Annotated in this window: 22 protein-coding genes; 8 read left to right on the plus strand and 14 right to left on the minus strand. The window is 71.3% G+C overall.

Annotation, left to right across the window (positions count from 1 at the left end):
* A partial coding sequence (locus Vqi01_RS25960) for a sigma factor-like helix-turn-helix DNA-binding protein (protein WP_275408848.1) occupies positions 1-468 on the plus strand: 468 nt, incomplete at its 5' end.
* A gap of 248 nt (positions 469-716) precedes the next feature.
* Entirely contained in the window at positions 717-1124 is a 408-nt protein-coding gene (locus Vqi01_RS25965) for a VOC family protein (protein WP_204037563.1), read from the plus strand.
* A gap of 92 nt (positions 1125-1216) precedes the next feature.
* Here the strand turns inward: Vqi01_RS25965 and Vqi01_RS25970 are convergent, their stop codons facing one another.
* Genes Vqi01_RS25970 through Vqi01_RS25980 form a run of 3 tightly spaced genes read right to left on the minus strand, consistent with a single transcriptional unit; the run spans position 1217 to position 5862 of the window.
* Positions 1217-3772, minus strand: a complete 2556-nt coding sequence (locus Vqi01_RS25970) for a bifunctional acetate--CoA ligase family protein/GNAT family N-acetyltransferase (RefSeq protein WP_204037565.1) — start codon at positions 3770-3772, stop codon at positions 1217-1219.
* 25 nt (positions 3773-3797) lie between these two features.
* Positions 3798-4979, minus strand: coding sequence for an acetoin utilization protein AcuC (locus Vqi01_RS25975; RefSeq protein WP_204037567.1), 1182 nt, complete (start codon positions 4977-4979; stop codon positions 3798-3800).
* Positions 4980-5007: 28 nt separating this feature from the next.
* The gene (locus Vqi01_RS25980; RefSeq protein WP_204037568.1) at positions 5008-5862 is read right to left on the minus strand and encodes a sulfurtransferase; all 855 of its coding nucleotides are present in this window, start codon (positions 5860-5862) and stop codon (positions 5008-5010) included.
* 94 nt (positions 5863-5956) lie between these two features.
* Between Vqi01_RS25980 and Vqi01_RS25985 the strand changes: the two genes are divergently transcribed.
* On the plus strand, positions 5957-6646 hold the full coding sequence (locus Vqi01_RS25985) for an iron-dependent transcriptional repressor DtxR (protein WP_204037570.1): 690 nt from the start codon (positions 5957-5959) through the stop codon (positions 6644-6646).
* A 174-nt stretch (positions 6647-6820) separates the two neighbouring features.
* Here Vqi01_RS25985 and Vqi01_RS25990 read toward each other — a convergent pair whose 3' ends face one another.
* The 5 genes from Vqi01_RS25990 to nrdR form a co-directional block, all read right to left on the minus strand.
* Positions 6821-7054, minus strand: coding sequence for a C1orf53 family protein (locus Vqi01_RS25990; protein WP_204037596.1), 234 nt, complete (start codon positions 7052-7054; stop codon positions 6821-6823).
* An 80-nt stretch (positions 7055-7134) separates the two neighbouring features.
* Complete coding sequence (locus Vqi01_RS25995; RefSeq protein ID WP_204037578.1) at positions 7135-7569, minus strand: type II toxin-antitoxin system VapC family toxin; 435 nt, start codon at positions 7567-7569, stop codon at positions 7135-7137.
* Entirely contained in the window at positions 7551-7961 is a 411-nt protein-coding gene (locus Vqi01_RS26000) for a hypothetical protein (protein ID WP_204037580.1), read from the minus strand. Before Vqi01_RS26000 ends, Vqi01_RS25995 begins: the two co-directional genes overlap by 19 nt.
* Before the next feature lie 173 nt (positions 7962-8134).
* Positions 8135-13351 (minus strand): adenosylcobalamin-dependent ribonucleoside-diphosphate reductase, encoded by a 5217-nt coding sequence (locus tag Vqi01_RS31075; protein WP_372444435.1) that lies wholly within the window; start codon positions 13349-13351, stop codon positions 8135-8137.
* Positions 13352-13434: 83 nt separating this feature from the next.
* The gene (gene nrdR / locus Vqi01_RS26030) at positions 13435-13920 is read right to left on the minus strand and encodes a transcriptional regulator NrdR (RefSeq protein ID WP_204037581.1); all 486 of its coding nucleotides are present in this window, start codon (positions 13918-13920) and stop codon (positions 13435-13437) included.
* Positions 13921-14485: 565 nt separating this feature from the next.
* On the opposite strand from nrdR, the gene lexA reads away from it, so the two are divergent.
* Positions 14486-15274 (plus strand): transcriptional repressor LexA, encoded by a 789-nt coding sequence (gene lexA / locus Vqi01_RS26035; RefSeq protein WP_204037583.1) that lies wholly within the window; start codon positions 14486-14488, stop codon positions 15272-15274.
* Positions 15275-15305: 31 nt separating this feature from the next.
* Here lexA and Vqi01_RS26040 read toward each other — a convergent pair whose 3' ends face one another.
* Both Vqi01_RS26040 and hflX read right to left on the minus strand, forming a co-directional pair.
* Positions 15306-17066, minus strand: a complete 1761-nt coding sequence (locus tag Vqi01_RS26040; protein WP_204037585.1) for a hypothetical protein — start codon at positions 17064-17066, stop codon at positions 15306-15308.
* A gap of 51 nt (positions 17067-17117) precedes the next feature.
* On the minus strand, positions 17118-18566 hold the full coding sequence (hflX, locus tag Vqi01_RS26045; RefSeq protein WP_204037587.1) for a GTPase HflX: 1449 nt from the start codon (positions 18564-18566) through the stop codon (positions 17118-17120).
* Positions 18567-18740: 174 nt separating this feature from the next.
* Between hflX and Vqi01_RS26050 the strand changes: the two genes are divergently transcribed.
* Entirely contained in the window at positions 18741-20207 is a 1467-nt protein-coding gene (locus Vqi01_RS26050) for an NAD-dependent malic enzyme (RefSeq protein ID WP_204037588.1), read from the plus strand.
* Between the two features lie 162 nt (positions 20208-20369).
* On the opposite strand, the gene dapF is transcribed toward Vqi01_RS26050, so the two are convergent.
* Genes dapF through Vqi01_RS26065 form a run of 3 tightly spaced genes read right to left on the minus strand, consistent with a single transcriptional unit; the run spans position 20370 to position 22862 of the window.
* Entirely contained in the window at positions 20370-21209 is an 840-nt protein-coding gene (dapF, locus tag Vqi01_RS26055; RefSeq protein ID WP_204037590.1) for a diaminopimelate epimerase, read from the minus strand.
* A 7-nt stretch (positions 21210-21216) separates the two neighbouring features.
* Positions 21217-22131 carry a tRNA (adenosine(37)-N6)-dimethylallyltransferase MiaA gene (gene miaA / locus Vqi01_RS26060; RefSeq protein WP_204037597.1) on the minus strand — a complete coding sequence of 305 codons (915 nt, stop codon included), beginning with the start codon at positions 22129-22131 and terminating at the stop codon, positions 21217-21219.
* Entirely contained in the window at positions 22131-22862 is a 732-nt protein-coding gene (locus tag Vqi01_RS26065) for a class III extradiol dioxygenase subunit B-like domain-containing protein (protein ID WP_204037592.1), read from the minus strand. Before Vqi01_RS26065 ends, miaA begins: the two co-directional genes overlap by 1 nt.
* A gap of 291 nt (positions 22863-23153) precedes the next feature.
* On the opposite strand from Vqi01_RS26065, the gene Vqi01_RS26070 reads away from it, so the two are divergent.
* The 3 genes from Vqi01_RS26070 (at position 23154) to Vqi01_RS26080 (ending at position 26523) form a co-directional block, all read left to right on the plus strand.
* The gene (locus tag Vqi01_RS26070; RefSeq protein ID WP_204037594.1) at positions 23154-24362 is read left to right on the plus strand and encodes a DUF349 domain-containing protein; all 1209 of its coding nucleotides are present in this window, start codon (positions 23154-23156) and stop codon (positions 24360-24362) included.
* Between the two features lie 156 nt (positions 24363-24518).
* Positions 24519-25958 (plus strand): pectate lyase family protein, encoded by a 1440-nt coding sequence (locus tag Vqi01_RS26075; protein ID WP_239098676.1) that lies wholly within the window; start codon positions 24519-24521, stop codon positions 25956-25958.
* A gap of 259 nt (positions 25959-26217) precedes the next feature.
* A complete protein-coding gene (locus tag Vqi01_RS26080) occupies positions 26218-26523 on the plus strand; it encodes a hypothetical protein (RefSeq protein ID WP_204037601.1) in 306 nt (101 codons plus the stop codon).
* Positions 26524-26642: 119 nt separating this feature from the next.
* Here Vqi01_RS26080 and Vqi01_RS26085 read toward each other — a convergent pair whose 3' ends face one another.
* Positions 26643-26855, minus strand: a complete 213-nt coding sequence (locus tag Vqi01_RS26085; protein ID WP_239098677.1) for a hypothetical protein — start codon at positions 26853-26855, stop codon at positions 26643-26645.
* Positions 26856-26998: the final 143 nt, after the last annotated feature.

The raw sequence follows: 26998 nt of genomic DNA on the forward strand, positions 1-26998 counted from the left end.
CAGGTCAACCGCATGGTCCGGGCCCGCCGCGAACTGGCGATGTCGCTGGGTCGCGAGCCCACGCTCGCCGAGATCGCCCGTGCGCTGGACGTGCCGGAGTTCCAGGTCATCGAGCTGATTTCGTACGACCGGGAGCCGGTCAGCCTGGACCAGGCCGTCGGCGAGGACGGCGAGAGCGCCCTCGGTGACTTCGTCGCCGCCGTCGACCCGGCCGCCCAGCCGGGTGACGCGACCGCCCAGGGCGAGCTGCGCAACGACGTGAGCATCGTGCTGGCCACGCTGTCCCAGCGCGAGCAGGCGGTCATCCGGCTACGGTTCGGGCTCGACGACGGCCGGCAGCGCACCCTGGACGAGGTCGGTCGCGAGTTCGGCCTGTCCCGCGAGCGGATCCGGCAGATCGAGAAGGTGACGCTGCTCAAGCTGCGGGCCCCGGAGCGGGCGCAGCGGCTGGAGGCGTACGCCTCCTGAACTGACCGGCGTGGTGTCGGCCCCGGCAAACGCCGGGGCCGACACCGTGTGCGCGGGATGATCAGCCCCGACCCCCGAGGTGGTAGCTGACGCCCCCGACGTCGGGTGAGGACCCCGGGCGGGACGAGGGCGGCCAGAAGTTCCCTGGCCACCACCGGCGGCACCGGCGCTGACCGTACGATCGCCGCGGCGGATGCCAGCGGGCCGTCCAAGGCCCGCCGCATGGTCGACGACATCGGGAGGAAACGATGAACTGGACGCTGGAGGTAGTGGTCGTACCGGTCTCCGACCTGGACCGGGCCAAGGCGTTCTACGCCGACCAGCTCGGCTTCGCCGTCGACCACGACACCGTGATCAGCGACGACGTACGGATCGTGCAGTTGACCCCGCCCGGCTCCGGCTGCTCCATCGTGATCGGCAAGGGGGCGGTGCCGCAGATGCCCCCGGGATCGCTCAAGGGGCTCCAACTCGTCGTGCCGAACCTGCACCAGGCCCGTGCAGAACTGCTCGATCGGGGCGTCGAGGTGAGCGAGATCCAGGTGCTCGGGCAGAACCCTCGCCCGACGCCGGACCCGCTGGACAATGTCGGCTTTGTCTTCTTCGAGGACCCGGACGGCAACGCCTGGGCGGTGCAGCAGATCTCCACCCGCCCCTGAGCCGCGGCGCTGCGCGCCGCCGCGGGCTGGCTGCGCCGCTGTTAAAAGGGGGCCCTTCCCATACACGAGGCGTTAATAAGGGGCCCTTCCTTTCACAGCCGGCGGGGGCCGGTGTCGGGGCGGGAGGTGGCGGAGCCGGTCAGGACGGTGGCGTGCAGCACCGACAGGCCGTCCGGTCGGGCGAGCACCGGGTTCAGCGTCAGAGCGCGGACCCGGGGCTGCTCGTCAGCCAGCCGGCCGACCCGCAGCAGCAGGTCGGCCAGGGCGGCCCGATCCACCGGAGCTGCGCCGCGGTGACCGCGCAGCAGTGGCGCCGCCCGGGGGGCGTCGACCAGTTCGGCGGCGTCGAGGTCGGTCAACGGCACCGCCCGCCAGGCCCGATCGCCGAGCAGTTCGGTGGCGACCCCACCGAGACCGAAACCGACCACCGGGCCGAACGCCGGATCCTCCACCAGCTCCACCACGCAGGCCACCCCGGGCGCCACCATCGGCTGCACCAGCACGTCCGGGCCGAACGCCGCCGCCAGCTCCGCGTACGTCCGGCGCACGGCGGCGCCGTCGGGCAGGTCGAGGCGGACCGCGCCGAGGTCGAGCCGGTGCCGCAGCCCAGCGGCGGCGGCCTTGAGCGCCACCGGGAAGCCGAACCGGGTCGCCGCCTCGACGGCCTCCTCAACCGAGCCGGCCGACTCCGAGGCGACCACGTCGATGCCGTACGCGCCGAGCAGTGCCGCCGGATCGACCCCGTCCCTGCGCAGCGCCGCCTGCGCCGCCGAACTGTGGATGTCGGGCAGTTCGGGCAGCACCCCGGATGGCCGACGCAGCCAGTCGGCGTACGCGGTGACCCGAGCGAGCGCCCGCACCGCCTCCTCCACGCTCGGATAGGAAGGCATCCCCGCTGGTGCCCGGCCGACCAGAAAGGTCGCCACCGCCGGTTTGGTGGCGGTCAGCGCGCTGGGCAGGGCAGCGGTGAAGTCCCCCTCGCTTCCGGTGAACTGGCCGGGTAGCGGCGGCGCGAACAGGGCCACCAGCGCGTCGACGGTCTCGGCGGCGGCGGCCTCGGCCAGCGCCTCGGCGAACTCGGCCGCGCTGGCCCGGGGCCCGACGTCACGGGGGTAGCCCACGGCGACGGTCAGACCCTGGGCCGCGCAGGCGGTCGCCGCCAGCCCGGTCAACGCCGAGGAGTTGCCGACGATGCCCACCCGGTTCCCGGCGGGCAGCGGCTGATTGGCCAGCAGCACCCCGACGTCGAGCAGCTCGGCGACGGTGTCCACCCGGATCACCCCGGACTGGGCGAACAGCGCGCTCACCGCCGTGGCGTCCGGGCCGACGGAGTCGCCGACTCCGGGCGGACGGGCCGGCGAGGCCAACGCCACCACCGGCTTGTCCCGGCCGATGCGCCGGGCCAACCGGGCGAACTTGCGCGGGTTGCCGAACGTCTCCAGATACAACATGATCACGTCGGTCGCCGGGTCACCCTGCCAGTACTGCAACAGATCGTTGCCGGAGACGTCAGCCCGGTTGCCGGCCGAGACGAAGCTGGACACGCCGAGGCCTCGGCGGTCGGCCTCGGCCAGCAGCGCCACGCCGAACACGCCGGACTGGCTGAAGATGCCGACCCGGCCGGGCCCCGGCAGGCGTGGGGCGAGGGTGGCGTTGAGGCGTACGCTCGGATCGGTGTTCGCCACTCCCAGACAGTTCGGGCCGATCACCCGCATGCCCGCCGCGTGGGCGGCCCGGACCAGCGCCCGCTGCGCGGCGGCGCCCTCGACGCCCGCCTCGGCGAAACCGGCGGAGATGACGACCAGGCCGTGCACCCCGGCCGCGGCGGCGTCGGCGACCACCTCCGGAGTCGACTCCGGAGGCACCGCGACCACCGCCAGGTCGACCGGCAGCCCCGCGTCGGCCGCCGACGGATACGCCGGCAGCCCCGCCACTCGTGTGGCGGCGGGATGCACCGGCACCACCGCGCCGGTGAACCCGCCGTCGCGCAGGTGGCCGAGCACCGCCGCACCGACACCCTGGCCGGTGGCGCTGGCGCCGTAGACGGCGACGCCACGCGGCGCGAGCAGCCGGGCGACGGAACGGGCCTCGGTGCGCTGCTCCCGCCCACGCTGCACGGTCAGGGTGTTCTCGGTGGGGGCGATCGGAAAGGTCAGGTGCACCACACCGTCGGCGAACTCACGCTGGAGGTGGTACCCGAAGTCGGCGAAAACCCGCAGCATCTGGCCGTTGGCCGGCAACACCTCGGCGACGAAGTTGACGATCCCGACCCGCCGGGCGGCGTCGGCGAGGTGCTCCAGCAGCACCGAAGCGATCCCCCGCCCCTGGAAGGCGTCCTCGACCACGAAGGCCACCTCGGCGTCCGGCGAGGCCGGGCCGAGCCGCTCGTACCGGCCGACGGCGACGATCCGGTCGCCGGCCAGCACCACGAACGCCTCCCGGTCACGGTGGTCGACGTTGACGAAGCGCTGCAAATCCCGCTCCGGGATGCGCGGGTACGGCGAGAAGTAGCGCAGGTAGCGGGTGCGCTCGGAGAACCGGGAGTGCATGGCCACGATCGCCGGCCCGTCCGAGGCGCGGATGGGCCGCAACTGGACCGTACTGCCGTCACTGAGCAGCACGTCCACGGCTTGTTCGGCTGTGGTCACCTCGGGCGGCCCTCCCCCGGCCCACTCAGTCGCGTGGATCGTGCGGGTCGAGGCCGAGCAGCGGGAAGACCGCCTTGCGGGTCGCGGCGATCGCCCGGTCCACCGGATTGGGCTCACCGCTGGGCTGCCACGGTTCGTACCCCGGGTCGATGTCGTCGGTCATCCGCAGCGGCACGTCGGAGCCGGGCCGGCGGCTCGCGGCCAACTCACGCCAGGCCGGCGGGACCAGCGTTGCCGGCTCCAGCGGCGCCCCGGTGGCCACCGCCAGCAGGTGCGTCCAGGCTCGGGGCACCACCTCCACCAGCGCGTACCCGCCGCCGCCGGTGGCCACCCAGCGGCCGTCGCACAGCTCGTCGGCGAGCGCCCGCAGCGCCAGGTAGGTGGCGCGTTGTCCGTCGACGGAAAGGTGCAGGTCGGCGAGGGGGTCGACACGGTGGGCGTCCGCGCCGCACTGGGCGAACAGCAACTGCGGGCGGAACGCGCGCAGCACCGACGGGACGATCGCGTGAAAGGCCCGCTGCCAGCCGGCGTCCTCCACCCCGGGCGGCAGCGCGATGTTGACCGCGGTTCCCGCGGCGCCCGGCCCGCCGGTCTCGTCCGGAAAGCCGGTGCCGGGAAAGAGCGCAAGCGGGGTCTCGTGCAGGCTGACGGTCAGCACCCTGGGATCGTCCCAGAAGATCTGCTGCACCCCGTCCCCGTGGTGCACGTCGACATCGACGTACGCGATCCGCTCGGCGCCGAGGTCGAGCAGCCGGGCGATGGCCACCGCCGGGTCGTTGTAGACGCAGAACCCGGCCGCCCGCGCCGGCATGGCGTGGTGCAGGCCGCCGGCCACGTTCACGGCGCGGCGTGCCTCACCGCGCCACACCGCCTCGGCGGCGGCCACGGTCGCCCCGGCCACCCGCGCGCTGGACTCGTGCATCCCCTCGAAAACCGGATTGTCGGAGGTACCCAGGCCGAAACCGGCGAAGAGCGGATCGCGCGGTGCGATCCGCACCGCGTCCAGGTAGCGCGGATCGTGCACCCGGGTCAGCAGCGCGTCATCGGCCAACGCTGGTTTGATCAGCCGCACGCCGGGTCGTTGCAGGATGCCGAGTTCGCGGGCGAGCGCGATGGTCAGCTCCACCCGCACCGGATCGAGCGGGTGGTCGCCGAGGTCGTAGGCGAGCAGCGACTCGTCCCACACCACCACCGTGTCGTCGGACATCTGCCCATGGTCGCACGGGGCCGGCCGGTCAGCCGCCCGGTGTCGAACCGGTGGCCACCGGCCGGTCCGGGTCCGCGACCCAGTTGCTCCAGGAGCCGACGTAGAGCGCGGCGTCCGGCCGGCCGGCGAGGTGCAGCGCCAGCACAGCCTGCGCGGCGGTCACCCCGGAGCCGCAGTACGCCCCGACCGGTGCGCCGGCGACCACCCCGGCGACGGCGAAGCGGTCACGCAGCGCCTCGGCGACCGGGAAGCGGCCGTCGGAGACGTACTCGGTCGCCGGGAGGTTCACCGCACCGGGAACGTGGCCGGCGACCGGGTCGACCGGCTCGTGTTCGCCCCGGTAACGCGGTGCGGCGCGGACGTCGAGCAGCACGCCGTCACCGGCGGCCAGCTCGGCGGCGGCCGAGGCGTCGAGCACCGGCAGGGCACCCGGCCGGACGACGACGTCGCCCTCGACCGGGGTCGGCTCGTCGGTGCCGGTGGGCAGGCCCGCGGCCAACCAGGCCGGAAAACCGCCATGCAGCAGCCGCACCGGCCGGTGGCCCGCCCAGCGCAGCGTCCACCAGGCCCGGGCCGCGGACATGCCGTCGCCGCCGTCGTACACCACCACGGGATGACCGGCGCGCACCCCGGCGGCCCGCAACGCAGCCTGCAACGCAGCCGGGTCGGGCAGGGGGTGTCGGCCCGCCGGGCCGGGCGGGCCGCACAACGCGGTGTCCAGGTCGATGAAGACCGCGCCGGGCAGGTGCGCCGCCGCGTAGTCGTCGCGACCGGGCGGCCCGGTCAGCCGCCAACGTATGTCGAGCAGGGTGGGCGGGTCGGCCGCGTCGAGTTCGGCGGCGAGCCGCCCGGCCTCGACCAGAAGCTCCTCGGTACCGGACATGACGCCCAGTCAACACCATCCGTGACCGGCGCTTCGCCGAAGCTGCTCTGACGTGCGGCAGGGTACCATCGATCATTGGAGGGCCGCTGACACCATGAAGTCTCACGACCTGGTCGACACGACCGAAATGTACCTGCGTACGATCCTCGAACTCGAGGAAGAGGGCGTGCCACCGCTGCGTGCGCGAATCGCCGAACGGTTGCGCCAGAGCGGCCCCACCGTCAGCCAGACCGTCGCCCGGATGGAACGCGACGGCCTACTCACCGTAGAGGGTGACCGGCAGCTCAGCCTCACCCCCCTCGGCCGCAGCACCGCCGTCGCGGTGATGCGCAAGCACCGGCTCGCCGAGCTGCTGCTGGTCAACGTGATCGGAGTGCCCTACGAGGAGGCCCACGAGGAGGCCTGCCGCTGGGAGCACGTGATGAGCGACGCGGTCGAGAAGCGGGTCTACGAGCTGCTCAACCGGCCGACCCGGTCGCCGTACGGCAACCCCATCCCCGGGCTGGAGGAGCTGGGCTCGCCCGCGCACGCCGAGCCCGAGCCCGCCGAGGGCGAACGCCACCTGGCCTTCCCCGGACTGACCGGCAAGGTGATCGTCCGGCGGATCTGCGAGAGTGTGCAGACCGACGCGCAGGTGCTGCGGCAGCTGCACGCCGCCGGTGTCGACCCGGGCGCCACGGTGACGGTGGCGCAGGAACACGACGGCGTGTCCGTCGACCGTTCCGGCGAGGTCATCCGGCTGCCCCGCGAGGTCGCCTCCCGGGTCTTCGTCGCCGCCGCCTGACCACGCTTGCTCAACTCCGTTCCGCCGGAACGGTGTGATCGACTCGAGTCCGATACCGCAAACCCCGCGAAACGGAGTTGACCACGCCCGGCCCCCGGCGGCAGCCGCGCGTCAGGCCGGCCGCCACCGATCACCGCGCACACCGGCAGTGCCGGCAACCCCGGCCGCCACCGCTCACCGGACATACGGGCAGTGCCGGCAACCCCGACCGCAGCAGGTGCCGCGGTCGGCGAGGAATCCGGCGGTGAGCACGAACAGGCCGGTGGCCGGGTCGAGGTAGCCGGCAGCCCCGGCGGACAGGGCGTCGGCGTGTGCGGCCAGGATCCGCTCCCGGTCCGGATGCTCGGGCGGCAGCCGGGACGGGTGCGGCTCGGTCAGGGGCCGCGCCGCCAGGGCCCGTCGCGCCATGCTCACCCAAGGCAGTCTAGAGAGACCACTCCGACATCCCTAGCTGCGTACGGTGTCAGCGGGTCCGGCCGCCCCCCAGATCACACATGAACCACTGCGATCCGCTGTTCCTTGGGCCGGTCGGGCTCCTCCACGAGCTTGTTCAGGTCATCCGGGTCGCTGGTCAACAGGACCACCGGCCGGGCAAGCTCAAGGGCCGTCGCCGCCACCACGGCATCGATAGCGCACCGGTGCCCGGACAAGCCGGTCGCTCCAAGGAGTTCGCCGGCACGTCGACCAAGCTCCGCACTCACCGGTTGCACGATGATTCGGGACAAGACCCGGTGCAGGTTTACGTCACGGCGGCCACCGCGTAGCGCCTCGGTCAAGGTGATCGCGCTGGCGATCACTCTGGCACCCCGTTCGTGCGCGGTCTGCAAGAAGGCGCGTACTCGCTGATCGCCGGCGGCAAGCTTGACCAGACCTTCACAGTCCAATACGAGGGCGCCACCGGTGCCTACGACACGTCGGGCCATGAGCGCCTCGCCTCGTTCAACACCGTCTCGGAGACCGGTCCGTGCTCCTCTTCCAGCAGGTCGGCCAACTCCCCGAGAAGATCCAGTTCGAGCTGCCTGGCGACCGCCTCGGTCACGTACTGGCTGAACTCGCCGCGCCCAACCCGCTGCTGAACGGCGGCCGTCAGGTCTTCAGGCATCGACACGCTCACCTTGCGAGCCCGGCCCACCAGCCGCAGCCGCGCGCCGGGTTCAAGCGGCGGTTCAGCCAGCAGCTTCGCCAGGGCGGCTCGGAACTCCGGAGATGCCTTTCCAAGGTCTTGAACGGCGCTCAGCAGTTCCGGTGTCAGGCGGAGCCCTTCCTCGGCATCGCCCTCATGCGGCATAGGCGACGGAAGCGGCTCTGCGGTCACGACCTCATGCTACCGCTGGTAGCAACTACCTCCAACACCCCGGACGAGCCGTGTCCCTGCGACAGATCTCGGCACGAAGGGCTGGACACCCAAAGAGGTAGGGTGGAGCACTGCCGCAGTGACCGCCCGACCCCCTACGAGGTCGGGCGGTCACTGTCTATGAGGCCCCTACATCAGCTGCAGCCGCTGGTGGAGCCGCAGCCCTCGCAGACGTAGCAGCTACCGGCCGGGCGCATCTTCGTACCGCAGGTGAAGCAGAGCGGCGCGTCGGCGGCCTTGCCGATCACGGCCTCCAGCAGCTCGGTGCTGGAACCGACGGGCGGCGCCGGTTTGACGGCGGCGACGTCGGCGAGTTCCTGCGCCGGCTGGGCGACCGGGCCGGCCTTCGACTCTTCCGGCTTGGTCTCCACCGGTGCCGACGCGGCCATCGCGGTCAGGTCCGTGCCGTTCACCTCCGCCTCGGCCTCGGCCTGAAGCTGGGCGGCCCGCTCCTTCGCGGTGAAGATACCCAGCTCCGCGCGGCGCTCGTACGGCAGGAAGTCCAGGGCCAGGCGACGGAAGATGTAGTCCATCACCGAGGCGGCCATCCGCACGTCCGGGTCGTCGGTCATGCCGGCCGGCTCGAAGCGCATGTTGGTGAACTTGCTGACGTACGTCTCCAGCGGCACGCCGTACTGCAGACCGATCGAGATGGCCACCGAGAAGGCGTCCATCACCCCGGCCAGCGTGGAGCCCTGCTTGGACATCTTGAGGAAGACCTCGCCGAGACCGTCGTCGGGGTACGACGAGGCGGTGAGGTAGCCCTCCGCGCCGCCCACCGAGAAGGAGATGGTCTCCGACGGGCGCTTCTTCGGCAGCCGCTTACGCACCGGACGGTACTCGACGACCTTCTCCACGACCTTTTCCACCTCGGTCGTGGCCGGAGCCGGCTCGACGGCCTTGTTCGCCTTCGCCGCCGACAACGGCTGCCCGACCTTGCAGTTGTCCCGGTAGATCGCCAGGGCCTTGAGGCCGAGCTTCCAGCCCTCGAAGTAGATCTTCTCGACGTCCTCGACGGTCGCCTGCTCCGGCATGTTCACCGTCTTGGAGATGGCCCCGGAGATGAACGGCTGGACCGCCGCCATCATCCGGACGTGGCCCATCGGCGCGATGGACCGCTCCCCCATGGCGCAGTCGAAGACCGGGTAGTGCTCCGGCTTGAGGCCGGGGGCGTCCACCACGTGGCCGTGGTCGGCGATGTGCTCGACGATCGCCTCGACCTGCTCCTCGGGGTAGCCGAGGCTGCGCAGGGCGCGCGGCACGGTCTGGTTGACGATCTGCATCGAGCCGCCGCCGACCAGCTTCTTGAACTTGACCAGCGCCAGATCCGGCTCCACACCGGTGGTGTCGCAGTCCATCATCAGGCCGATGGTGTTGTGGCTGACGAAGCCGCCCGCGACGTAGGTGACGTTCTCCGGCACCGACAGGTCGTACGTCGGCTGGATGCCGCCGTCCTCGTTCGCCTCGACCGTCTCGAACAGATAGCCGAGCGCCTGCCCGAGCCGGTCGTCGCCGGTCTCGGCGAAGAGCCGCACGGCCACCGCCCGGGACACGCCCCCGGTCTTGCGCAGCGACTGGGTGACCGCGTCGCGCAGCTCGTGCCCGGCCGGTACCAGGAGGTCCCACACCGCGGCGGGCAGGTGGATCCGATCCCGGTTGCCGGCCTGCTTCGGCTCGATCACCAGCGAGCGGTTCTTACGGTCACCAATGAAGCCAACGATCTCGTCGAACGCGACTGCGTGCTCCATGTTGCGCAGCCGGACCTGCCACATGTCGGAGCCCATGCCGCTGGTCGTCCGCCGGGTGGTCGTGGCCATCCCGAGCGTGAGCAGCAGCGTACGCACCTCGGCAGCGAAGGACTCGGCCGACGTCGAGATCGACGGCACCCCGCCGGTCACGCTGCCGTCAGCCTCGAAGAGACCGCGCAGGAACGCCGCGTACACGACGGCGTCGTTGGTCTCCAGCAGCGCCGATGGCACCCGCGGCAGCCAGCCCTTGCCGGTGTGGTCCGCGTGCGGCAACTCCTTCGCGAAGCCGGCCGCCTGCCACCACCGGGCCAGCCGCACCGACTGGAACGTCACCTCCTGGTAACCAACCTGCGCCGTGACGACCGGTTCCAGGCCGAAGAGCCCCTTGCCCAGCACCCGGAGCCGCTCGACGACGTCCAGGTCGGTGTCCGCCACACAGAAGCGGACGCCCTTGGCGTGCAGGCTCCCGTCGCCCATGAAGTAGCCGACCAGCTCGGCCAGATCCGCGTCGACGTGGTCCGGCACGTACAGCCGGCGGTCACCGGCGTAGTACGCCTGGTCGAGCACCGGCAGCGGTACCCGCCGCGGCTCGCCGACCAGCGTGCCGAGCTGGATCGGAACCAGATCGCCCGCGGCAACGTCCGCCATCCGCTTCCAGACCCACTCGCCGGTCTCCGGGTCGACGACCTTGATCCGGTGTGCGAGGGTGCCCTGGATCGAGTAACCGCCGCCGGTGACCACCCGCCGGGTCGGCTCCTCGCCGTTGACGAAGAACTTCGTCGCCCGGCGGGCGCCCTCGTCGGTGGAGACCTGCATGTCCAGGTCCTGCCAACGGTCGCCGTACACGTCGCCGATCTCGCCCAGCCGCATCAGCCCGCGGTCCGTGGTGACCAGCGTGTCCGAGGTCAGGCAGCCGGTGGGCGCGAGAACGCTGGCCTGCGCGTTGCGCCAGCCGAACTTGTCACCGATCTTGTTGCCCTGGGTCCACTGCTTGGTGGCCTCCCGCTGGATGGCGGTCGCCACGGTGCCGGCCGGCTTGATCTCGTCGTTCGCGGCGGCGTGCTTGCGCATCACCCGCTTGTGCGGCTCGGCGTTGCGGGCGTAACCGTCGTACGCGCCGACGACGCCGGCCAGCTCGGCCGAGCGGCGGTACGCGGTACCGGTCATCAGCGAGGTGATCGCGGCGGCGACCGAGCGGCCCTGCTCCGAGTCGTACGGCAGGCCGGAGGCCATCAGCAGCGCGCCGAGGTTGGCGTACCCGATGCCGAGCTGCCGGTACGCCCGGGTGGTCTCGCCGATCTTCTCGGTCGGGAAGTCGGCGAAGCAGATCGAGATGTCCATCGCGGTGATGACGAACTCGACCGACCTGACGAACTTCTCCACCTCGAAGCCGCCGTCGGCGCGGAGGAACTTCATCAGGTTCAGCGACGCCAGGTTGCACGAGGAGTTGTCCAGGTGCAGGTACTCCGAGCACGGGTTCGACGCGGTGATCCGGCCGGTCTCCGGGCAGGTGTGCCAGTCGTTGATGGTGTCGTCGTACTGCAGGCCGGGGTCGGCGCACTCCCAGGCGGCCTGGGAGATCGTGCGGAACAGCTTCTGCGCGTCGATGGTCTCGATGGTCTGCCCGTCGAGCCGGCCGCGCAGGTCGAAGGTGCCGCCCTTCTCCACCGCGGTCATGAACTCGTCGGAGACCCGGACCGAGTTGTTGGCGTTCTGGTACTGCACGCTGACGATGTCGGAGCCGCCGAGGTCCATGTCGAAGCCGGCGTCGCGCAGCGCGCGGATCTTGTCTTCCTCGCGCGCCTTGGTGACCACGAACTCCTCGATGTCGGGGTGGTCGACGTCGAGGATGACCATCTTGGCCGCCCGCCGGGTGGCGCCGCCGGACTTGATGGTGCCGGCGCTGGCGTCCGCGCCGCGCATGAAGCTGACCGGGCCGGAGGCGGTGCCGCCGGAGGAGAGCAGCTCCTTGGAGGAGCGGATCCGGGACAGGTTCACCCCGGAGCCGGAGCCGCCCTTGAAGATCAGCCCCTCCTCCTTGTACCAGTCCAGGATGGAGTCCATCGAGTCATCCACGGACAGGATGAAACAGTTGTGCACCCGGAGGTTGCCGGCGAGGAACTCACCGCTCTCCGTCTGGATGTCGTAGACCTCCATCGAGCCGAGGGGCTCGACGCGGTCGATCTCCAGGCGCTTGACATCGGCGGCCGGTCGGCCCGCCTTGGCGAAGCTCTGTTCCAGCTTGGCCATCTTTTCGGCGCCGACGAACCCGATGTGGGTGGCGAAAAGATCCCGGTCGCCGTCGTTCTGGATCCGGACCGACCAGCAGCCCTTGCGGTCCGGGCGCGGGTCCGCCTTGAACGACACCCGGGAGAAGATGCCGAAGCGCAGCAGCAGGCTCTGCACGCCGCGGATCAGCTGCTCCGAGATCATGTCCACGGCGACGAGCGTCGAGCGTTCGCGCGCCGAGACGTAGCCCTCGGCCTGGAAGATGCTGCGCAGGTACGCCGCGACCACCGGCAACGGTGCAGTGAAGAGCCGCTCCGGCACCTCCATCTCGACGCCGCGCACGAGCAGATCCCACTTCTCGACGAACGGCTCCAGTTTCTTGCCGTACAGGGTGGTGCGACGGCAGTCCAGTTCGTCGCTCTGCGTCTTCACCGTGCGCTCGTGCCGGTGCGCGCCGGGGAACACCTCGTCGAGAGTGGTGGTGACCCAGTCCAGTTCGTCGTCGTTGACGGTTATCGCCTCTAGCCGCAGCTTGCCGTCGTATCGAGCCACTGATCCGTCCGACTGCAACCAGCCGGCGAGCGCGGCCTCGCGGATCTCCCGCAGGTCGATCTCGCTCTCGCCGTAGGCGTACGTGCGGTGCCACTCGAGCTTGTCGCCGGGGTTGAGGGTGCCGGCCTCGACCCACGCACCGGTGCCGTCGCCCGTGCTCTTCCAGACCACGTGGTCCGGGGTGACGTCGAGCGTGTAGCCCGCCTTGGTGTGCAGTCGGATTACATCGCGTACCCCGTTGGCCTTGACGGCGACGATGCTGGTGAGGCCGGTGGCGTCGTAGACCTTGGTGCCGACGGCACCGTCTTCGACCAGCTTGCCGATCGGCACCAGGCCGCCGGGGGTGCTGACCAGCGAGTCGTAGCTTAGGCACGCGCTGACCTGCTGCGGCGACGGCGTGCCGACGTTGAACCAGACCGGCGAGTTGAAGCTGAACACCTGGTGCAGCAGCATCCAGGTCAGCTCGTGGGCGAAGATTTCGGCGTCGGCCGGGGAGGCGAAGTAGCCGTACTCCTCACCGGCGGTGCGGTAGGTGGTGACCACCCGGTCGATCAGCTGCCGCAGCGACCACTCCCGCTCCGGGGTCCCCACCGCGCCCCGGAAGTACTTGGTGGTCACGATGTTGGCCGCGTTGACGCTCCACGACTCGGGGAACTCCACCCCGCGCTGCTCAAAGTTGACCGAGCCGTCCCGCCAGTTGGTCATCACGACGTCGCGGCGCTCCCAGGCGACCTCGTCGTAGGGGTGCACCCCCTCGGTGGTCCAGACCCGCTCGACCTTGAGGCCCGCGCTCGCTTTGCTCCGTGACCTGCTTGTTGTCACACCATCCCCCGGCATCTCATCCGCCCCCTCGTCCACGCGGGCACGCCGCGCGATCCGACTGTCACTGCTGCTGAAAAAGTTGTTCAAGCGCCGGTGGCGCCGGCCCCGGCGTCTTCCCGGGCGCGCGCGGCCGCCCGCAGCGTCTCGATCTCCCGCTCGAAGTCGGCGAGCGAGTCGAACGACCGGTAGACGCTGGCGAACCGCAGGTAGGCGACCTCGTCCAGGTCCCGCAGCGGACCCAGGATGGCCAGCCCCACCTCGTGGCTGGGGATCTCGGCGGCCCCCTTGGCCCGGACGGTCTCCTCGACCCGCTGCGCCAGCAGCGCGATCGAGTCCTCGTCGACCGGCCGGCCCTGGCACGCCTTGCGCACCCCGCCGATGATCTTCGTACGGCTGAACGGCTCGGTCACCCCGCTGCGCTTGACCACCGCCAGCACCGCCTCCTCGACGGTGGTGAACCGTTTGCCACACTCTGGGCAGGAGCGCCGCCGACGAATCAGCTGGCCGTCGTCGGCCTCCCGAGAGTCGACCACCCGGGAGTCGGCGTGCCGGCAGTACGGACACCGCATCGCCCGACCTCCTTGATCGACACGGGTCGCCTCGCCCGTCTCCGGGCACGCGTCAGCACGACGGGAAACCATCTTCGCAGGATGGCCGTCGGTTCGCCGGTACCCGAAGTGCGGTCGGTAGTCAAACCCAACCTGTAGGCGAGTTACGCCCTTGTGACTACTACATCTAGGGGTCGACCGTATGTCGCTGGCGTTCCGAGGTCAAGTTGGCCGGCGTGTCCGGCGCGTCACCTGACACCCCACCCGCAGCCCGCTCGCGGCGCAACCCGAGGGCCCAACGCGACGCGCTGACAGCGGTTACCGTCCGACCGGCCAGGATCCCCGGCGATCCGGACGGGGTCGAACGGGTGTTCGACCAGACGTACCATTTATCAGAACGGACGTACGACTGTCGCGCTTTTCCGGCTCGACACGCCGAGGCAGGTCGTACAGATGTTTGAAAATGACCGATCTCACCTATACGGTCATGAACAGCCGGAGGTGACCATGGTCGACCACCGGTCGCAGCATTCCGCGCGCACCACGAGCCGCCGAGGCACCCCAGCGCCGACCAGGGAGGACGGACGTGACCGAGGACCGGGCCACCCGGCCACAAGGCCCGCAACAGAGCACCGAGGCGGCCCCCCCGGCCGCCCGCCGCCGCAACAGCAGCGCCTCCCGCGCCCGGGCCGGGCAGCCCGCCCTGCGTCCGGTGGCGCCGATGGCCAGCGCCTTCCCCGACGCGGCGGCAGTCGACCTGACCGTCCGGCAGCGGCGCATCCTCGATTTCATCCGCACCTGGGTGGAGCGGCACGGTTACCCGCCGAGCGTGCGCGAGATCGGCGAGGCGGTGGGGTTGGTTTCCCCGTCCAGCGTCGCCTACCAGCTCAAGGAGCTGGAGAAGAAGGGCTTCCTGCGGCGTGACCCGAACCGGCCGCGGGCGGTGGACGTCCGCTCGCCCAACGACGTGGACGACGAGCTGGCCCGCTCGCAGCGTCCCACGCCGGCGTACGTGCCGATGCTCGGCCGGATCGCCGCCGGTGGGCCGATCCTCGCCGAGCAGTCGATGGAGGATGTCTTCCCCCTGCCCCGAGAGCTCGTCGGCGAGGGTGAGGTCTTCATGCTCCAGGTCAAGGGCGACTCGATGCTCGACGCGGCCATCTGCGACGGCGACTGGGTGGTGGTCCGGCAGCAGCCGACCGCCGACTCCGGCGAGATCGTCGCCGCCATGCTCGACGGCGAGGCGACCGTGAAGACCTACCGCCGGCGGGACGGCCATGTCTGGCTGATGCCGCAGAATCCGGCCTTCGACCCCATTCCGGGCGACGACGCCACCATCATGGGCCGGGTGGTGGCCGTGCTGCGCCGCATCTGAGTGTCCCGGACGACCGGTGCCGGCCTGAAGATCAGTACCGGTCGCCCCGGTGGCCGTAGTTGCCGTGCGGCTGGCCGTACGGCTCGGAGTCGTCCGCGCGGTACCGCCCCGGGCGTCGGCCCCGCTGGTCTGGCTCGACCGGGCCACCCCGCCGCGGCGGCTCCGCACGCCCACCGCGAGGCGGCTCGGTACGCCCACCGCGAGGCGGCTCCGCACGCCCACCGCGAGGCGGCGGCTCTGCACGCCCGCCACCGCCGTAGACACCGCTGCCACGCCCACCACCACCGGCCGGCCGACCACCGCCGGGCCGCCCGCCGTTGCCGGGCACGCCCTCCGCGGGCCGCCCACCGCCGCCGTAGACACCGCCTCCCTGGACGGGACGGGCGGCAGGGCCTCCGGCCCCGTTCCGGCCGCCGTAGACCGGGCCCGGCCGGGCCCCCGGTCGCTCGCCGTTCGGCGAGCCGCCGTAGACGTTCCCGGCCGGCGTGCCTCCGTACACCCCGCCCCGGGGTCGATCCGGCGTCGGGCCGGACCCGCCGTCCTTGTCCGTCCGGCCCGGGCCGTCGCCATCGCGCTCACGGTCCTTGCCGGGCGGGGCCGGCCGTTTGCGGGCCAGCACGATGCCGACGATGCCCGCGCCGACCAGGAGGGCCCCGAGCACCCCCACGGAGGCGATCAGGTACGTGATGTCGTCCAGGGTCAACCCGTCGATGAAGGACCGGGCGGCGGACTTCTTCGCCGCGTCCGGATCCTCGGCCAGGTTCTTCGGACCCTCGGTCGACGGGATGTAGCTGAGGATGTCGACCGGGTCGTCGTCGTCCAGGTGGCCCGCGTCGGAGACGGTCAGGAAGGTCTTGCCGTCGGTCGAGTAGGCGATCGCCTCGCCGAACGGGTCGGCCAGCGCGGTGACCCGCGGCGTGGTGGTGGTCAGCGCCGCCACGATGTCTCCGTTGGAGACGTCGTACTCGAAGGCGTCGGCGTAGGTACGCAGCACCACCCGGGTGCCGTCCGGCGACCGGGCGGCACCGGTGATCGCGACGCGACCGAAGGTGCTGAGCGGGTTCTCGGTGTCCGTCCTCGGCAGCTCGATGTCGCCGAGCTTCTTCATCGGCACCGGCGGAGTGTCACCCTTCTTCAACGGTCCGCTCGGGGTGAAGATCTCGGCCTTGCCGGCGGTCACCTTCGTGATGATCAGCGGCAGGTTGTCGTCGCCGATCAGCAGCGCCTCGGCGTCGCGCGGCTTGCCGTCAGGGTAGGACAGCCGGTGCAGAGTCGGTTGCTTGCTGCCGTTGGCCGGCATGCTCCAGACCGCCACCCGCTCACGGCGTTGCCGGCTGGTGACGTTGTCGCCGGTGTCGGCGATCCACAGCGTCCTGCGGTCCGGCGAGAGGGCGAGATCCTCGGTATCGAACGGCCCACCACCGGAATAGGGAACCTCTTTGACGACCGCGCAGTCCTTGTTGAGGTAGAAGACCTTCTTGCGGTCGGCCTGCTCGCTGCTGTCGTTGACGACGATGTAGCCGTTTTTGGTCACCACCAGGCCGGACAGCTCACGAAGCCGCGGATCGGTGACGCTGCACTGCTTCTTCGGGGCCGCCGCCAGGGGCGCTCCCGGGCCTACCAAGAGCGCTGCCGGTTCGGCCAGCGCAACCGCGGATAACGCCCGCAGCGGCGACGCCCCACCGGTCGCGGCCGACGCCGGTGACGGTGCCGCCACGGCTGCGCCGGCCAATGTCACGGTGCCCCCGAGCAGGCCGAGGGCGACCGTGACGCAGGAAACAGTGCGGTGCATGAAAAGAGTGTCGCATGCCACCGGTCTCCACTGTGCGACGCCGATCAGCGGTCACGACGTGGCACGGACCGCCTCCGCCGCGTCGCCGAACGGGGCCAGCTCGGCCGCCAGCGCCTCGTTGACCCGGACGTGCAGCATGGTGCCCTCCGGCAGGTGGGCCATGCTGAGCACCTCACCCTGCCGGTGCAGCCGGGCCACCAGGTCGCCTCGGTCGTACGGCAGCACGACCCGCACCTCGACGGCCGGGCGGGGCAGCAGCCGCTCGATCGCCACGTGCAGCTCGTCGATGCCGCGCCCGCTGTGGGCGGAGACGAACACCGCGTCGGGCCAGAGCCGCTTGAGCCGCAGCAGCGTCTCCTCGTCGGCCGCGTCGATCTTGTTGACCACCAGCAGCTCGGGCAGCCGGTCGGCGCCGACCTCGCCCAGCACCTCCCGCACGGCCCGGACCTGCTCCTGCGGATCCGGGTGGGCACCGTCGACCACGTGCACGATCAGGTCGGCCTCGGCGACCTCCTCCAACGTCGAGCGGAACGCCTCGACGATCTGGTGCGGCAGGTGCCGGACGAAACCGACGGTGTCGGAGAGGGTGTAGACGCGCCCATCGGCGGTACTGGCCCGGCGGGTGGTCGGGTCGAGCGTGGCGAACAGCGCGTCCTCCACCAGCACACCCGCCCCGGTCAGCCGGTTGAGCAGACTGGACTTGCCGGCGTTCGTGTAGCCGGCGATGGCCACTGCGGGCACCGCGTTGCGGGCCCGACGAGCCCGCTTGGTCTCGCGTACCGTCCGCATCGCCTTGATCTCCCGGCGCAGGCGGGAGATCCGGTGGCGGATGCGCCGCCGGTCGGTCTCCAGCTTCGTCTCACCGGGACCACGCACGCCGACGCCACCGCCGGCACCGCCACCACGGCCCGAACCACCGGTCTGCCGGGACAGCGTCTCGCCCCAACCACGCAGCCGGGGCAGCAGGTATTCGAGCTGGGCCAGCTCGACCTGTGCCCGGCCCTCCTTGCTCTTGGCGTGCTGGGCGAAGATGTCGAGGATCAGCGCCGTGCGGTCGACCACCTTGACCTTGGTGCGCTGCTCCAGGTTGCGCAGCTGCGACGGGGACAGCTCACCGTCGCAGATCACGGTGTCCGCACCGGCGGAGAGCACTACGGAGCCGAGGGCGTCGACCTTGCCGCGGCCGATGTAGGTGGCCGGATCGGGCCGGTTGCGCCGCTGGATCAGCCCTTCGAGCACCTGCGAGCCGGCGGTCTCCGCCAGGGCGGCCAGCTCGGTGAGGGAGTTCTCCGCGTCGGTCTGGGTCCCTTCGGTCCAGACGCCGACCAGGACCACCCGCTCCAGCCGGAGCTGGCGGTACTCGACCTCGGTGACGTCGGTCAGTTCGGTGGAGAGGCCTGGGACCCGTCGCAACGCCTGCCGCTCGGAGAGCTCGTACTCGCCGCTGGTGGCGTCGAGCTCGTCGTCTGGGAAAGATACGTAGGTCTCCTGGTCTCGCAAGCGACTCTCCTGTCGGTCTGTGCACGTACCGAGCAATCCTGACATGTGTCAACGCCGGCTGCACCCGCTATATGCCCACCGCGCAAACAGGCAAAAGTGGGGGTGGGTGGTGACCGCGCAGGTCGGGCGGGTAGAAAGGCGGAGGAGCCGTTCAGCGTTGACGGAAGGACCTGCGTGGCCATCACCCGACTGCCCAGTGCCGGATTCTCGATCACGATCCGGATTTCCGTGCCCGCCGATGCCTCGTCGATCGGTCGGGTCACCACCTCGGTGGGCGAGGCCGGAGCGGTCGTCACCGCGCTGGACGTGGTCGATTCCGACCCGAATTGTGTGATCGTCGACCTGACCTGTGACACCGCCGACGCCGGCCACGCCGACCAGGTGGTCGCCGCGCTGCGGGTGCTGGACGGCGTGAACGTGCGCAAGGTCTCCGACCGCACGTTCCTGCTGCACCTCGGCGGCAAGATCGAGGTGAGCCCGAAGGTCGGGCTGCGCACCCGTGACGAACTGTCCCGCGCGTACACCCCGGGGGTGGCCCGGGTCTGCCAGGCGATCGCGGACAACCCGGCCGACGCCCGGCGGCTGACCATCAAGCGCAACACGGTGGCCGTGGTCAGCGACGGCTCGGCCGTGCTGGGGCTGGGCAACCTCGGCCCCGCCGCGTCGCTGCCGGTGATGGAGGGCAAGGCGGCGCTGTTCAAGCGCTTCGGTGGGGTGGACGCCTGGCCCGTGGTGCTCGACACCCAGGACGCCGACGAGATCGTCGCCATCGTCAAGGCGATCGCGCCCGCGTACGGCGGGATCAACCTGGAGGACATCGCCGCGCCGCGGTGCTTCGAGGTCGAGGCGCGGCTGCGGGAGGCGCTGGACATCCCGGTCTTCCACGACGACCAGCACGGCACCGCGATCTGCGTGCTGGCCGCGCTGACCAATGCGCTGCGCGTCGTCGGCAAGCAGCTCGCGGACGTGCGGGTGGTGGTGTCCGGAGCCGGCGCGGCAGGCACCGCGATCATGAAGCTGCTGCTGCGTCAGGGCGTGGGCGACATCATCGCGTACGACCGCCAGGGCGCCCTGCACCGCGGCCAGAGCGGCCTCAACCCGGCCTGGCAGTGGCTGGCCGAGCACACCAACCGCGACGGCTACACGGGCGACCTGGCCGGTGCGTTGAACGGCGCGGACGTCTTCATCGGGGTGAGCGCACCGAACCTGCTCACCGGTGCGGACATCGCCACGATGGCGAAGGATGCGATCGTCTTCGCGCTGGCCAACCCGGACCCGGAGGTCGACCCGCGGGAGGCCCGCAAGCACGCCGCCGTCGTCGCCACCGGCCGTTCCGACCAGCCGAACCAGATCAACAACGTGCTGGCCTTCCCGGGCGTGTTCCGCGGCATGCTCGACGCGCACGCCGAGCAGTTCACCGAGGAGATGGCGATCGCCGCCGCCCAGGCCATCGCCGACGTGGTGGGCGAAGAGAAGATCAACCCGACCGTCATCGTGCCCAGCGTCTTCGACTCCCGGGTGGCCCCGGCGGTCGCCGCAGCCGTCCGCGCCGCCGCCCAGAACCCGGCACCCGCCCCCGCCGCCGATCCCGGCCCCGCCGACCTCCCCGAGATCGCCGCCAACGCCTCCGCCACCCCCTAACCCACCACGCCCCCTCGCCCTCGCTGCCACCCCGATCTCCACGTCGATCATGCACTTTTCGTCGGAACAAAGACCCATCAAAAGGGCATTCCGGGGACCAAAAGTGCAAGATCGACGGGGAGGCCGGGGACCCCGGGGCGCGAGGAGGGCGCGGGGGTGGGTTTAGGGGGCGGGGAGGGTGAGGGTGCCGGTGGCGATGAGGAGGGCGGGGCCGGAGAGCCAGCAGAAGTTGTCGGTCACGGTCACGATGAGACGGCCGCCGGGGACGTCCACGACCACCGTGCCGGTTTCGCGGCCGGCGTCGTGCAACGCCACGGCGGCGACTGCGCAGGCGCCCGTGCCGCAGGAGAGCGTCTCGGCGGAGCCGCGCTCGTAGACCCGCATCCGCACGTGCGCGTCCACCCCGTCGATCGGCCCGCCCGGCACGGTGAACTCGACGTTCACCCCGGAGGCGAAGAGCGCCGGGTCGAAGCCGGGTGCCCGGGTCAGGTCCAGCCCGGCCAGATCCAGCCCGGACGGCAGCGGGCAGACCAGGTGGGGATTGCCGACGTCCACCGCGGTGCCCGGCAGGGTCAGCCCGCCCAGGGTGGCCGCCGAGGTCGCGTACAGCCGGGGGCGGCGCATCTCGACGGCGATGGCGTCGCCGTCGACCCGGGCGCGGACCAGCCCGGCCCGGGTGGCCACCGGCAACACGCCGGCCGTCGGCGCGGCCAGACCGGTATCCAGGAGGTACCGGACGAAGACCCGGGAACCGTTTCCGCACATCTCGGCGAAGGACCCGTCGGAGTTCCAGTAGTCCATGAACCACTCCGCCTCACCGGCCAGCGCGGCACCGTCGGGATGCTTGGCGGCCCGGACCACCCGCAGCACGCCGTCGCCGCCGATCCCCCGCCGCCGGTCGCAGATCGTCGCCACCAGATCGGGCGTCAGGTCGAGCGCGCCGTCCGGGTCGGGCAGGATCACGAAGTCGTTGCCGGTGCCGTGTCCTTTGATGAACTCCATGCCCCCATCATCGCGCAGCGTCACCAAGAATCCACAGGGCGGCCTCGACCAGCCCCGGGTCGGCCGAGTCCAGCCAGCGCACCTTCGGGTCGCGCCGGAACCAGGAGCGTTGGCGACGGACGAAGCGACGGGTGGCCCGGATCGTCTCGTCGTGTGCCTCGGTCTCGGTCAGCTCGCCGGCGAGGAAACGCAGCACCTGCTGGTAGCCGAGCGCCCGGCTGGCCGTACGGCCGTCGGCCAGGCCGTGTCCGACCAGCTCGCGGGTCTCGTCCACCAGCCCGTCGGCCCACATCCGGTCCACCCGCACCGCGATCCGCTCGTCGAGCCGGGTGGTGTCCAGGTCGACCCCGATCTGCACCGCCGGATAGTACGGCGTGGGCTGCGGCAACGCGGCGGTGAAGGGTCGCCCGGTCAGCTCGATCACCTCCAGCGCCCGGACGATCCGCCGGCCGTTGCCGGGCAGGATCCCGGCCGCCGCCACCGGGTCGGCCTCCCGCAGCCGGGCGTGCAGCGCCGCGGCACCGACCGTGGCCAGCTCGTCCTCCAGGCGGCGGCGCAGCGCCGGGTCGGTGCCGGGGAACTCGAACTGCTCCAGCACCGCCCGCACGTACAGCCCGGACCCGCCGACCAGCAGCGGCACCCGCCCCCGGGCCAGGATGTCGTCGACCGTTGCCCGCGCCAACCGCTGGTACTGCGCGACGCTGGCCGGCTCGGTCACCTCCCAGATGTCCAGCAGGTGGTGCGGCACGCCCTCCCGCTCGGCCACGGTCAGCTTGGCTGTGCCGATGTCCAGGCCCCGGTAGAGCTGCATCGAGTCGGCGTTGACCACCTCGCCGTCAAGCGCGTGGGCCAGCGCGATGCTGAGCGCGGACTTGCCGGCCGCTGTCGGTCCGACCACGGCGACCACGGTGCCCGGGGCGATCACCGCCGCTCCCAGCTCGCCACGAAGTAGGACACTCCGTACGGCGCGGCGTGGTATCGCAGTTCGCCGCGCCAGTCGCCGCCCGCCGCCCGGACCGCCCCGGCGAGAACCTGCCAGGGCGCCCGCCCCGCCACCTTGAGCTGCGCCGACAGGTCGGGGTCCAGGCCGAGCAGGGTCTCGCCGTCCGCGTCGGCCAGGGCCCGCGCGACCCGCTCGTCGTACGCCGTGGCGCGCGGGTCGGCATAGCCGGGTGCCTTCTCCCCCCGGCAGGCCGACCCGTCCCCCATCACCAGCAGCGCCCACGGCTGGTCCGATCCGAGCCGGGCGCCCCGGGCGGCGCACGTCTCGGCCGGCTCGTCGACGCCGACCGTCTTCATCCGCCAGCTGATGCCGCCGGCCCCGGTGACCGGCCGCCGGCCCAGCAACCAGGCGCCGACGAGCAGGCTGAGCGGGAGCCGGTCGCTGCCGACCCGGTCGTCGGGCAGACCGCCGAGGCGCACCTCCAGCGGCACTCCCCAGGGCGCGAAGCTGCCCCGGAACGGGAAGTCCAGATCGGCGCTACGGTCATCGGCGCCGACCACCAGGACGCTCCGCGCGCCCGAGCCGAGCAGCCGGGCGACGGCGGCGTCACAGGCGGCGCGGAGATCGTCCAGTTCCGGGGCGGCCGCGCCGGCCACCTCGGGGACGAGCAGTGGCGGGTGGGGGCAGACGGCGGCGGCGACCAGTGGCACCAGGCAACGGTATCGGCCACCGGCACCGGCCGCCGGGGCGGACTGCCGACAGCGGTCCGGCAAGGCAGGGTTGGTCCGGTTATCGGCGGTTGCGTCCCGGCGCCTACCAGCCGGCTGCGGGACCGGCCGAGGGCTTCGACACCGGCCGTAGGACACCGTATGGTCACGGTCGGCGATAGGCGCTCGACGCGGACCGGGGCGGACCTGTGACAATGCCCGGAGAAACTTGGCTGCGCCGTGGCGGGGCCCGGGAGGCTGCCTCCTGGGTACCGGGAGAACGAGGATGGGCACATGAGCGACTGGACTGCCTTCGGACGGGTGGACGCGGACGGCACCGTTTACGTCAAGACCGCCGAGGGCGAGCGGGTAGTCGGATCCTGGCAGGCGGGAGCACCGGAGGAAGGGCTGGCCCATTTCGCCCGCCGTTTCGCCGACCTGGTGACCGAGGTGGATCTGACCGAGGCGCGGCTCAACTCGGGCGCGGCGGACGCCAACCATTCGCTGAGCACCATCCGGCGGCTGCGCTCCTCGCTCGCCGAGGCGAACGTCGTCGGCGACATCGACGCGCTGGCCACCCGGCTCGACCGGCTCGCCACGGTGGCGGAGGAGAAGGCCGGTGAGGCCAAGGCCGCCAAGGAGGCCGCCCGCAGCGAGGCCCTCGCGCGCAAGACGGCCCTGGTCGAGGAGGCGGAGAAGCTGGCCGCCGAGTCGACCGGCTGGAAGACCGCCGGTGACCGGCTGAAGGAGATCCTCGAGGAGTGGAAGACCATCCGGGGGGTCGACAAGAAGACCGACGGTGAGCTGTGGAAGCGCTTCGCCGCAGCCCGAGACGGCTTCACCCGCCGCCGCGGTGCGCACTTCGCCTCCCTGGACGCGCAGCGCAAGCAGGCGCAGACGGTCAAGGAGGAACTCGTCGCCGAGGCCGAGAAGCTCTCGGAGTCGACGGACTGGGCGAGCACGGCCAACCAGCTGAAGAACCTGATGACCCAGTGGAAGGCCGCACCGCGCGCCTCGAAGGAGGCCGAGCAGCGGCTGTGGGAACGGTTCCGCGCCGCGCAGGACGCCTTCTTCACCCGGCGCAGCGAGGTGTTCTCCGCTCGGGACAACGAGCAGCGCGCCAACCTGGAACGCAAGCAGGCGTTGCTCGCCGAGGCCGAGGCCCTCGACATCGACGGCGACCCGAAGGGCGCCCAGGCCAGGCTGCGGGAGATCCAGGCGCAGTGGCACGAGGCCGGCCGGGTGCCGCGTGAGGCGGCGGCCGGGTTGGATCGACGGCTGCGCGCCGTGGACGAGAAGGTCCGCGAGGTGATGGACTCCGCGTGGCGGCGCACCACCCGGGAGGACAACCCGCTGCTGGCCCAGATGCGGGCCCAGGTCGCGGAGGCCGAGGAGCGGCTGGCTCGGGCCCAGGCCGCCGGCGACGCCCGGCGGATCAAGGAGGCCGAGCAGGCCCTCGCCTCGAAGCGCCAGTTCCTTCAGCTCGCCGAGCAGGCTGGCTGAGCGGTACGACCTGCACGGCCCCTGGTCCCGCCCGGGACCGGGGGCCGTTGTCGATGCAGCCGGTGGTCACGGCGATGTGAACGTACGACATTTACATAGACGAATGTCTGTGGTTATCTGGGGAAAGCGCTTGCCACCTTCCCGAGCATGAGGAGAATGACCGTGCTTGCAATCCTCAGGCGTCATCCGGCACGACGACTCGCGGCGCTCGCCGCGGCGGCGGTCGCGCTGCCTGCGGCGGCGGTCGTGGTGACCGTCTCCCCCGCCACCGCGGCCACCGTCGACACCGGCGCCTACTACGTGTTCGTCAACCGCAACAGCGGCAAGGCGATGGACCTGTGGAACTGGTCCACCGCCGACGGCGGCGAGATCCGCCAGTTCACCCGCAGCGACGGCAACAACCAGCAGTTCCAGTTCGTCAGCGTGGGCAACGGCTACTACCAGTTGCGCAACCGGCACTCCGGCAAGGTCATCACGGTGCCGAACGCGAACGACGGGGTGCAGGTCACCCAGATCACGGCGAGCAGCGACACCAAACAACACTGGGCGCTGCGCGACTCCGCCAACGGCGACGTACGGTTCATCAACCGGCACAGCGGCAAGGCGCTCGACCTGTGGGAATGGTCCACCGCCGACGGCGGGATGGTCTCGCAGTACGCCGATCTCGACGGCGCCAACCAGCGCTGGCAGATGATCAAGTTGGGCGGCGGCAGCACTCCCCCGCCCAACCCTGCCCCGCAGACCGGGCTGGTCGGCTGGGCCACCCAGAACGGCGGCACCAGCGGCGGCGGCAACGCCGGCACCACCACGGTCACCAGCGCCTCGGCCTTGACCAGCGCGCTCAACTCCAGCAGCGCGGCGGTGATCCGGGTCTCCGGCACCATCAACTGTTCCGGGATGCTGCGCGTCCGGTCCAACAAGACCGTCCTCGGCAACGCGGGTGCGACCATCGTCGGCTGCGGCTTCACCATCAACGGTGACCGCAACGTGATCATCCGGAACCTGACCTTCCGCAACTGGGGCGACGACGCGATCAACGTGGAGCAGTCGGCCACCAACATCTGGATCGACCACAACACCTTCAGCAACGGCTACGACGGCGCGGTCGACATCAAGCGCGGCTCGGACTTCATCACCGTCTCGTGGAACCGGGTGTTCAGCCACGACAAGACGATGCTGCTCGGACACAGCGACGACAACGCCAGCCAGGACGTCGGCAAGCTACGCGTCACCTACCACCACAACTGGTTCGACGGCAGCAACCAGCGCAACCCGCGGGTCCGCTTCGGCAACCCGGTGCACGTTTACAACAACTACTACGGCAACGTGCGCGGCTACGGCGTGGCGTCCACGATGAACGCCGGCGTGCTGGTCGAGGGGAACTACTTCGAGAACACCCCCGACCCGTTCCACCGCGGTGAGGGCAGCTCCGGCCCCGGTTCACTGGTGGCCCGCAACAACCACTTCGTCAACTCGGGCAGCGGGCAGAGCGGCGGCAGCGTGGCCAGCATCCCGTACGCGTACACCCTGGACAGCGCAAGCAGCGTCAAGTCGATCGTGACCGGCGGCGCGGGCGCCGGTCGGATCTCGGTCTGACCGCGCGGTCAGGGCCTGTGTCGAAGTCCTCGGTCGAGCCGAGGCGGAGTCCAGGCGGCGTCCGGCCAGGCGGCGCGCGAGCCCGCCGCAGGCCGGCCCGGGGACTTCGACGCAGGGCCCAGGGCTGCGTGACGCAGCCGTATTCGGGGTCCGCCGGGTGTGGGTGGTGGACCCTTTGCTCTGCTTCACTCCACGCAATGGTTTGCCGACTCACCATTGCGTGGGTTGAAGCAGAGCAAAGGATGCCAGGTGGTGGTTGGTGGCTCAGCCGAGCATGCTGCGGGACAGCAGCACGTGGAGTCGGGTTCTGGGTACCGGCGAGTGGCGTGGGTCAGCGTTGCCGGGTCAGGCCCACGATGGTGGCCAGTCGCGCGACGCCGGCCGCTGCCGGTCCGCCTTGGATGACCTGGGCGAGGAGAGTACGGGCGACAGGTCGGCTGCGGACCTCGGCGGGCGCAATCCTGTCGGCGTCGAGCAGAGCTTGACCGGCTCGGGTGGGGTCGCCGGTGTCGAGGTAGGCGCGGGCGGCGTCGATGAGGTGGGCGGCGCGGTGTTCGGGCGGTAGGTGAGGGCCTGCTGCCGATCCCCAAGCCCGTCGCCGTGGTCGTCGGCCTCGCGGTACAGATGCAGGGCCTGCTCGTAGCTTTCCAGGGCATGCCGGGGCCGGCCGGTGGCGGACTGGGCCTACCCCCGGTGATAGAAGGCGCCGGCGTCCGGGCTCAGGGTCAGGGTCGCGATCGCGAGGGCCTCGACATCCGCGAACCGGGACGTGCGCAGCCACACCCTCGCCACCCGGTCGCCGACGTGCCGGGCGATCGCCGGCTCCCGGCCCGCCACCGCCAACCGATGCACCTCCACCCACTGCGCAACCGTGGCAGCCGCCCTGACGTGAGTCAACGAATCCTCCACACCGGCCAGCACGATACGGCCGACACCGATCCGGCAGACCGCAACGACCAAGATCCGACAGCGACGACCGCACCAATATCGCCCAATTAGAGCGATCGGCAATAGGCGAGGTGGTCTGGTGATGCTGTCCC

The sequence above is a fragment of the Micromonospora qiuiae genome, assembly GCF_016863555.1.
Lineage (GTDB): Bacteria > Actinomycetota > Actinomycetes > Mycobacteriales > Micromonosporaceae > Micromonospora > Micromonospora qiuiae.

Bases quoted from the DNA above. Each gene is read 5' to 3' on its own strand.
- Vqi01_RS25965 (WP_204037563.1), top strand. From the start codon at position 717: ATGAACTGGACGCTGGAGGTAGTGGTCGTACCGGTCTCCGACCTGGAC.
- Vqi01_RS25975 (WP_204037567.1), bottom strand. From the start codon at position 4,979: ATGTCCGACGACACGGTGGTGGTGTGGGACGAGTCGCTGCTCGCCTAC.
- Vqi01_RS25980 (WP_204037568.1), bottom strand. From the start codon at position 5,862: ATGTCCGGTACCGAGGAGCTTCTGGTCGAGGCCGGGCGGCTCGCCGCC.
- Vqi01_RS25985 (WP_204037570.1), top strand. From the start codon at position 5,957: ATGAAGTCTCACGACCTGGTCGACACGACCGAAATGTACCTGCGTACG.
- Vqi01_RS25990 (WP_204037596.1), bottom strand. From the start codon at position 7,054: ATGGCGCGACGGGCCCTGGCGGCGCGGCCCCTGACCGAGCCGCACCCG.
- Vqi01_RS25995 (WP_204037578.1), bottom strand. From the start codon at position 7,569: ATGGCCCGACGTGTCGTAGGCACCGGTGGCGCCCTCGTATTGGACTGT.
- nrdR (WP_204037581.1), bottom strand. From the start codon at position 13,920: ATGCGGTGTCCGTACTGCCGGCACGCCGACTCCCGGGTGGTCGACTCT.
- Vqi01_RS26040 (WP_204037585.1), bottom strand. From the start codon at position 17,066: ATGCACCGCACTGTTTCCTGCGTCACGGTCGCCCTCGGCCTGCTCGGG.
- dapF (WP_204037590.1), bottom strand. From the start codon at position 21,209: ATGGAGTTCATCAAAGGACACGGCACCGGCAACGACTTCGTGATCCTG.
- Vqi01_RS26070 (WP_204037594.1), top strand. From the start codon at position 23,154: ATGAGCGACTGGACTGCCTTCGGACGGGTGGACGCGGACGGCACCGTT.
- Vqi01_RS26075 (WP_239098676.1), top strand. From the start codon at position 24,519: ATGACCGTGCTTGCAATCCTCAGGCGTCATCCGGCACGACGACTCGCG.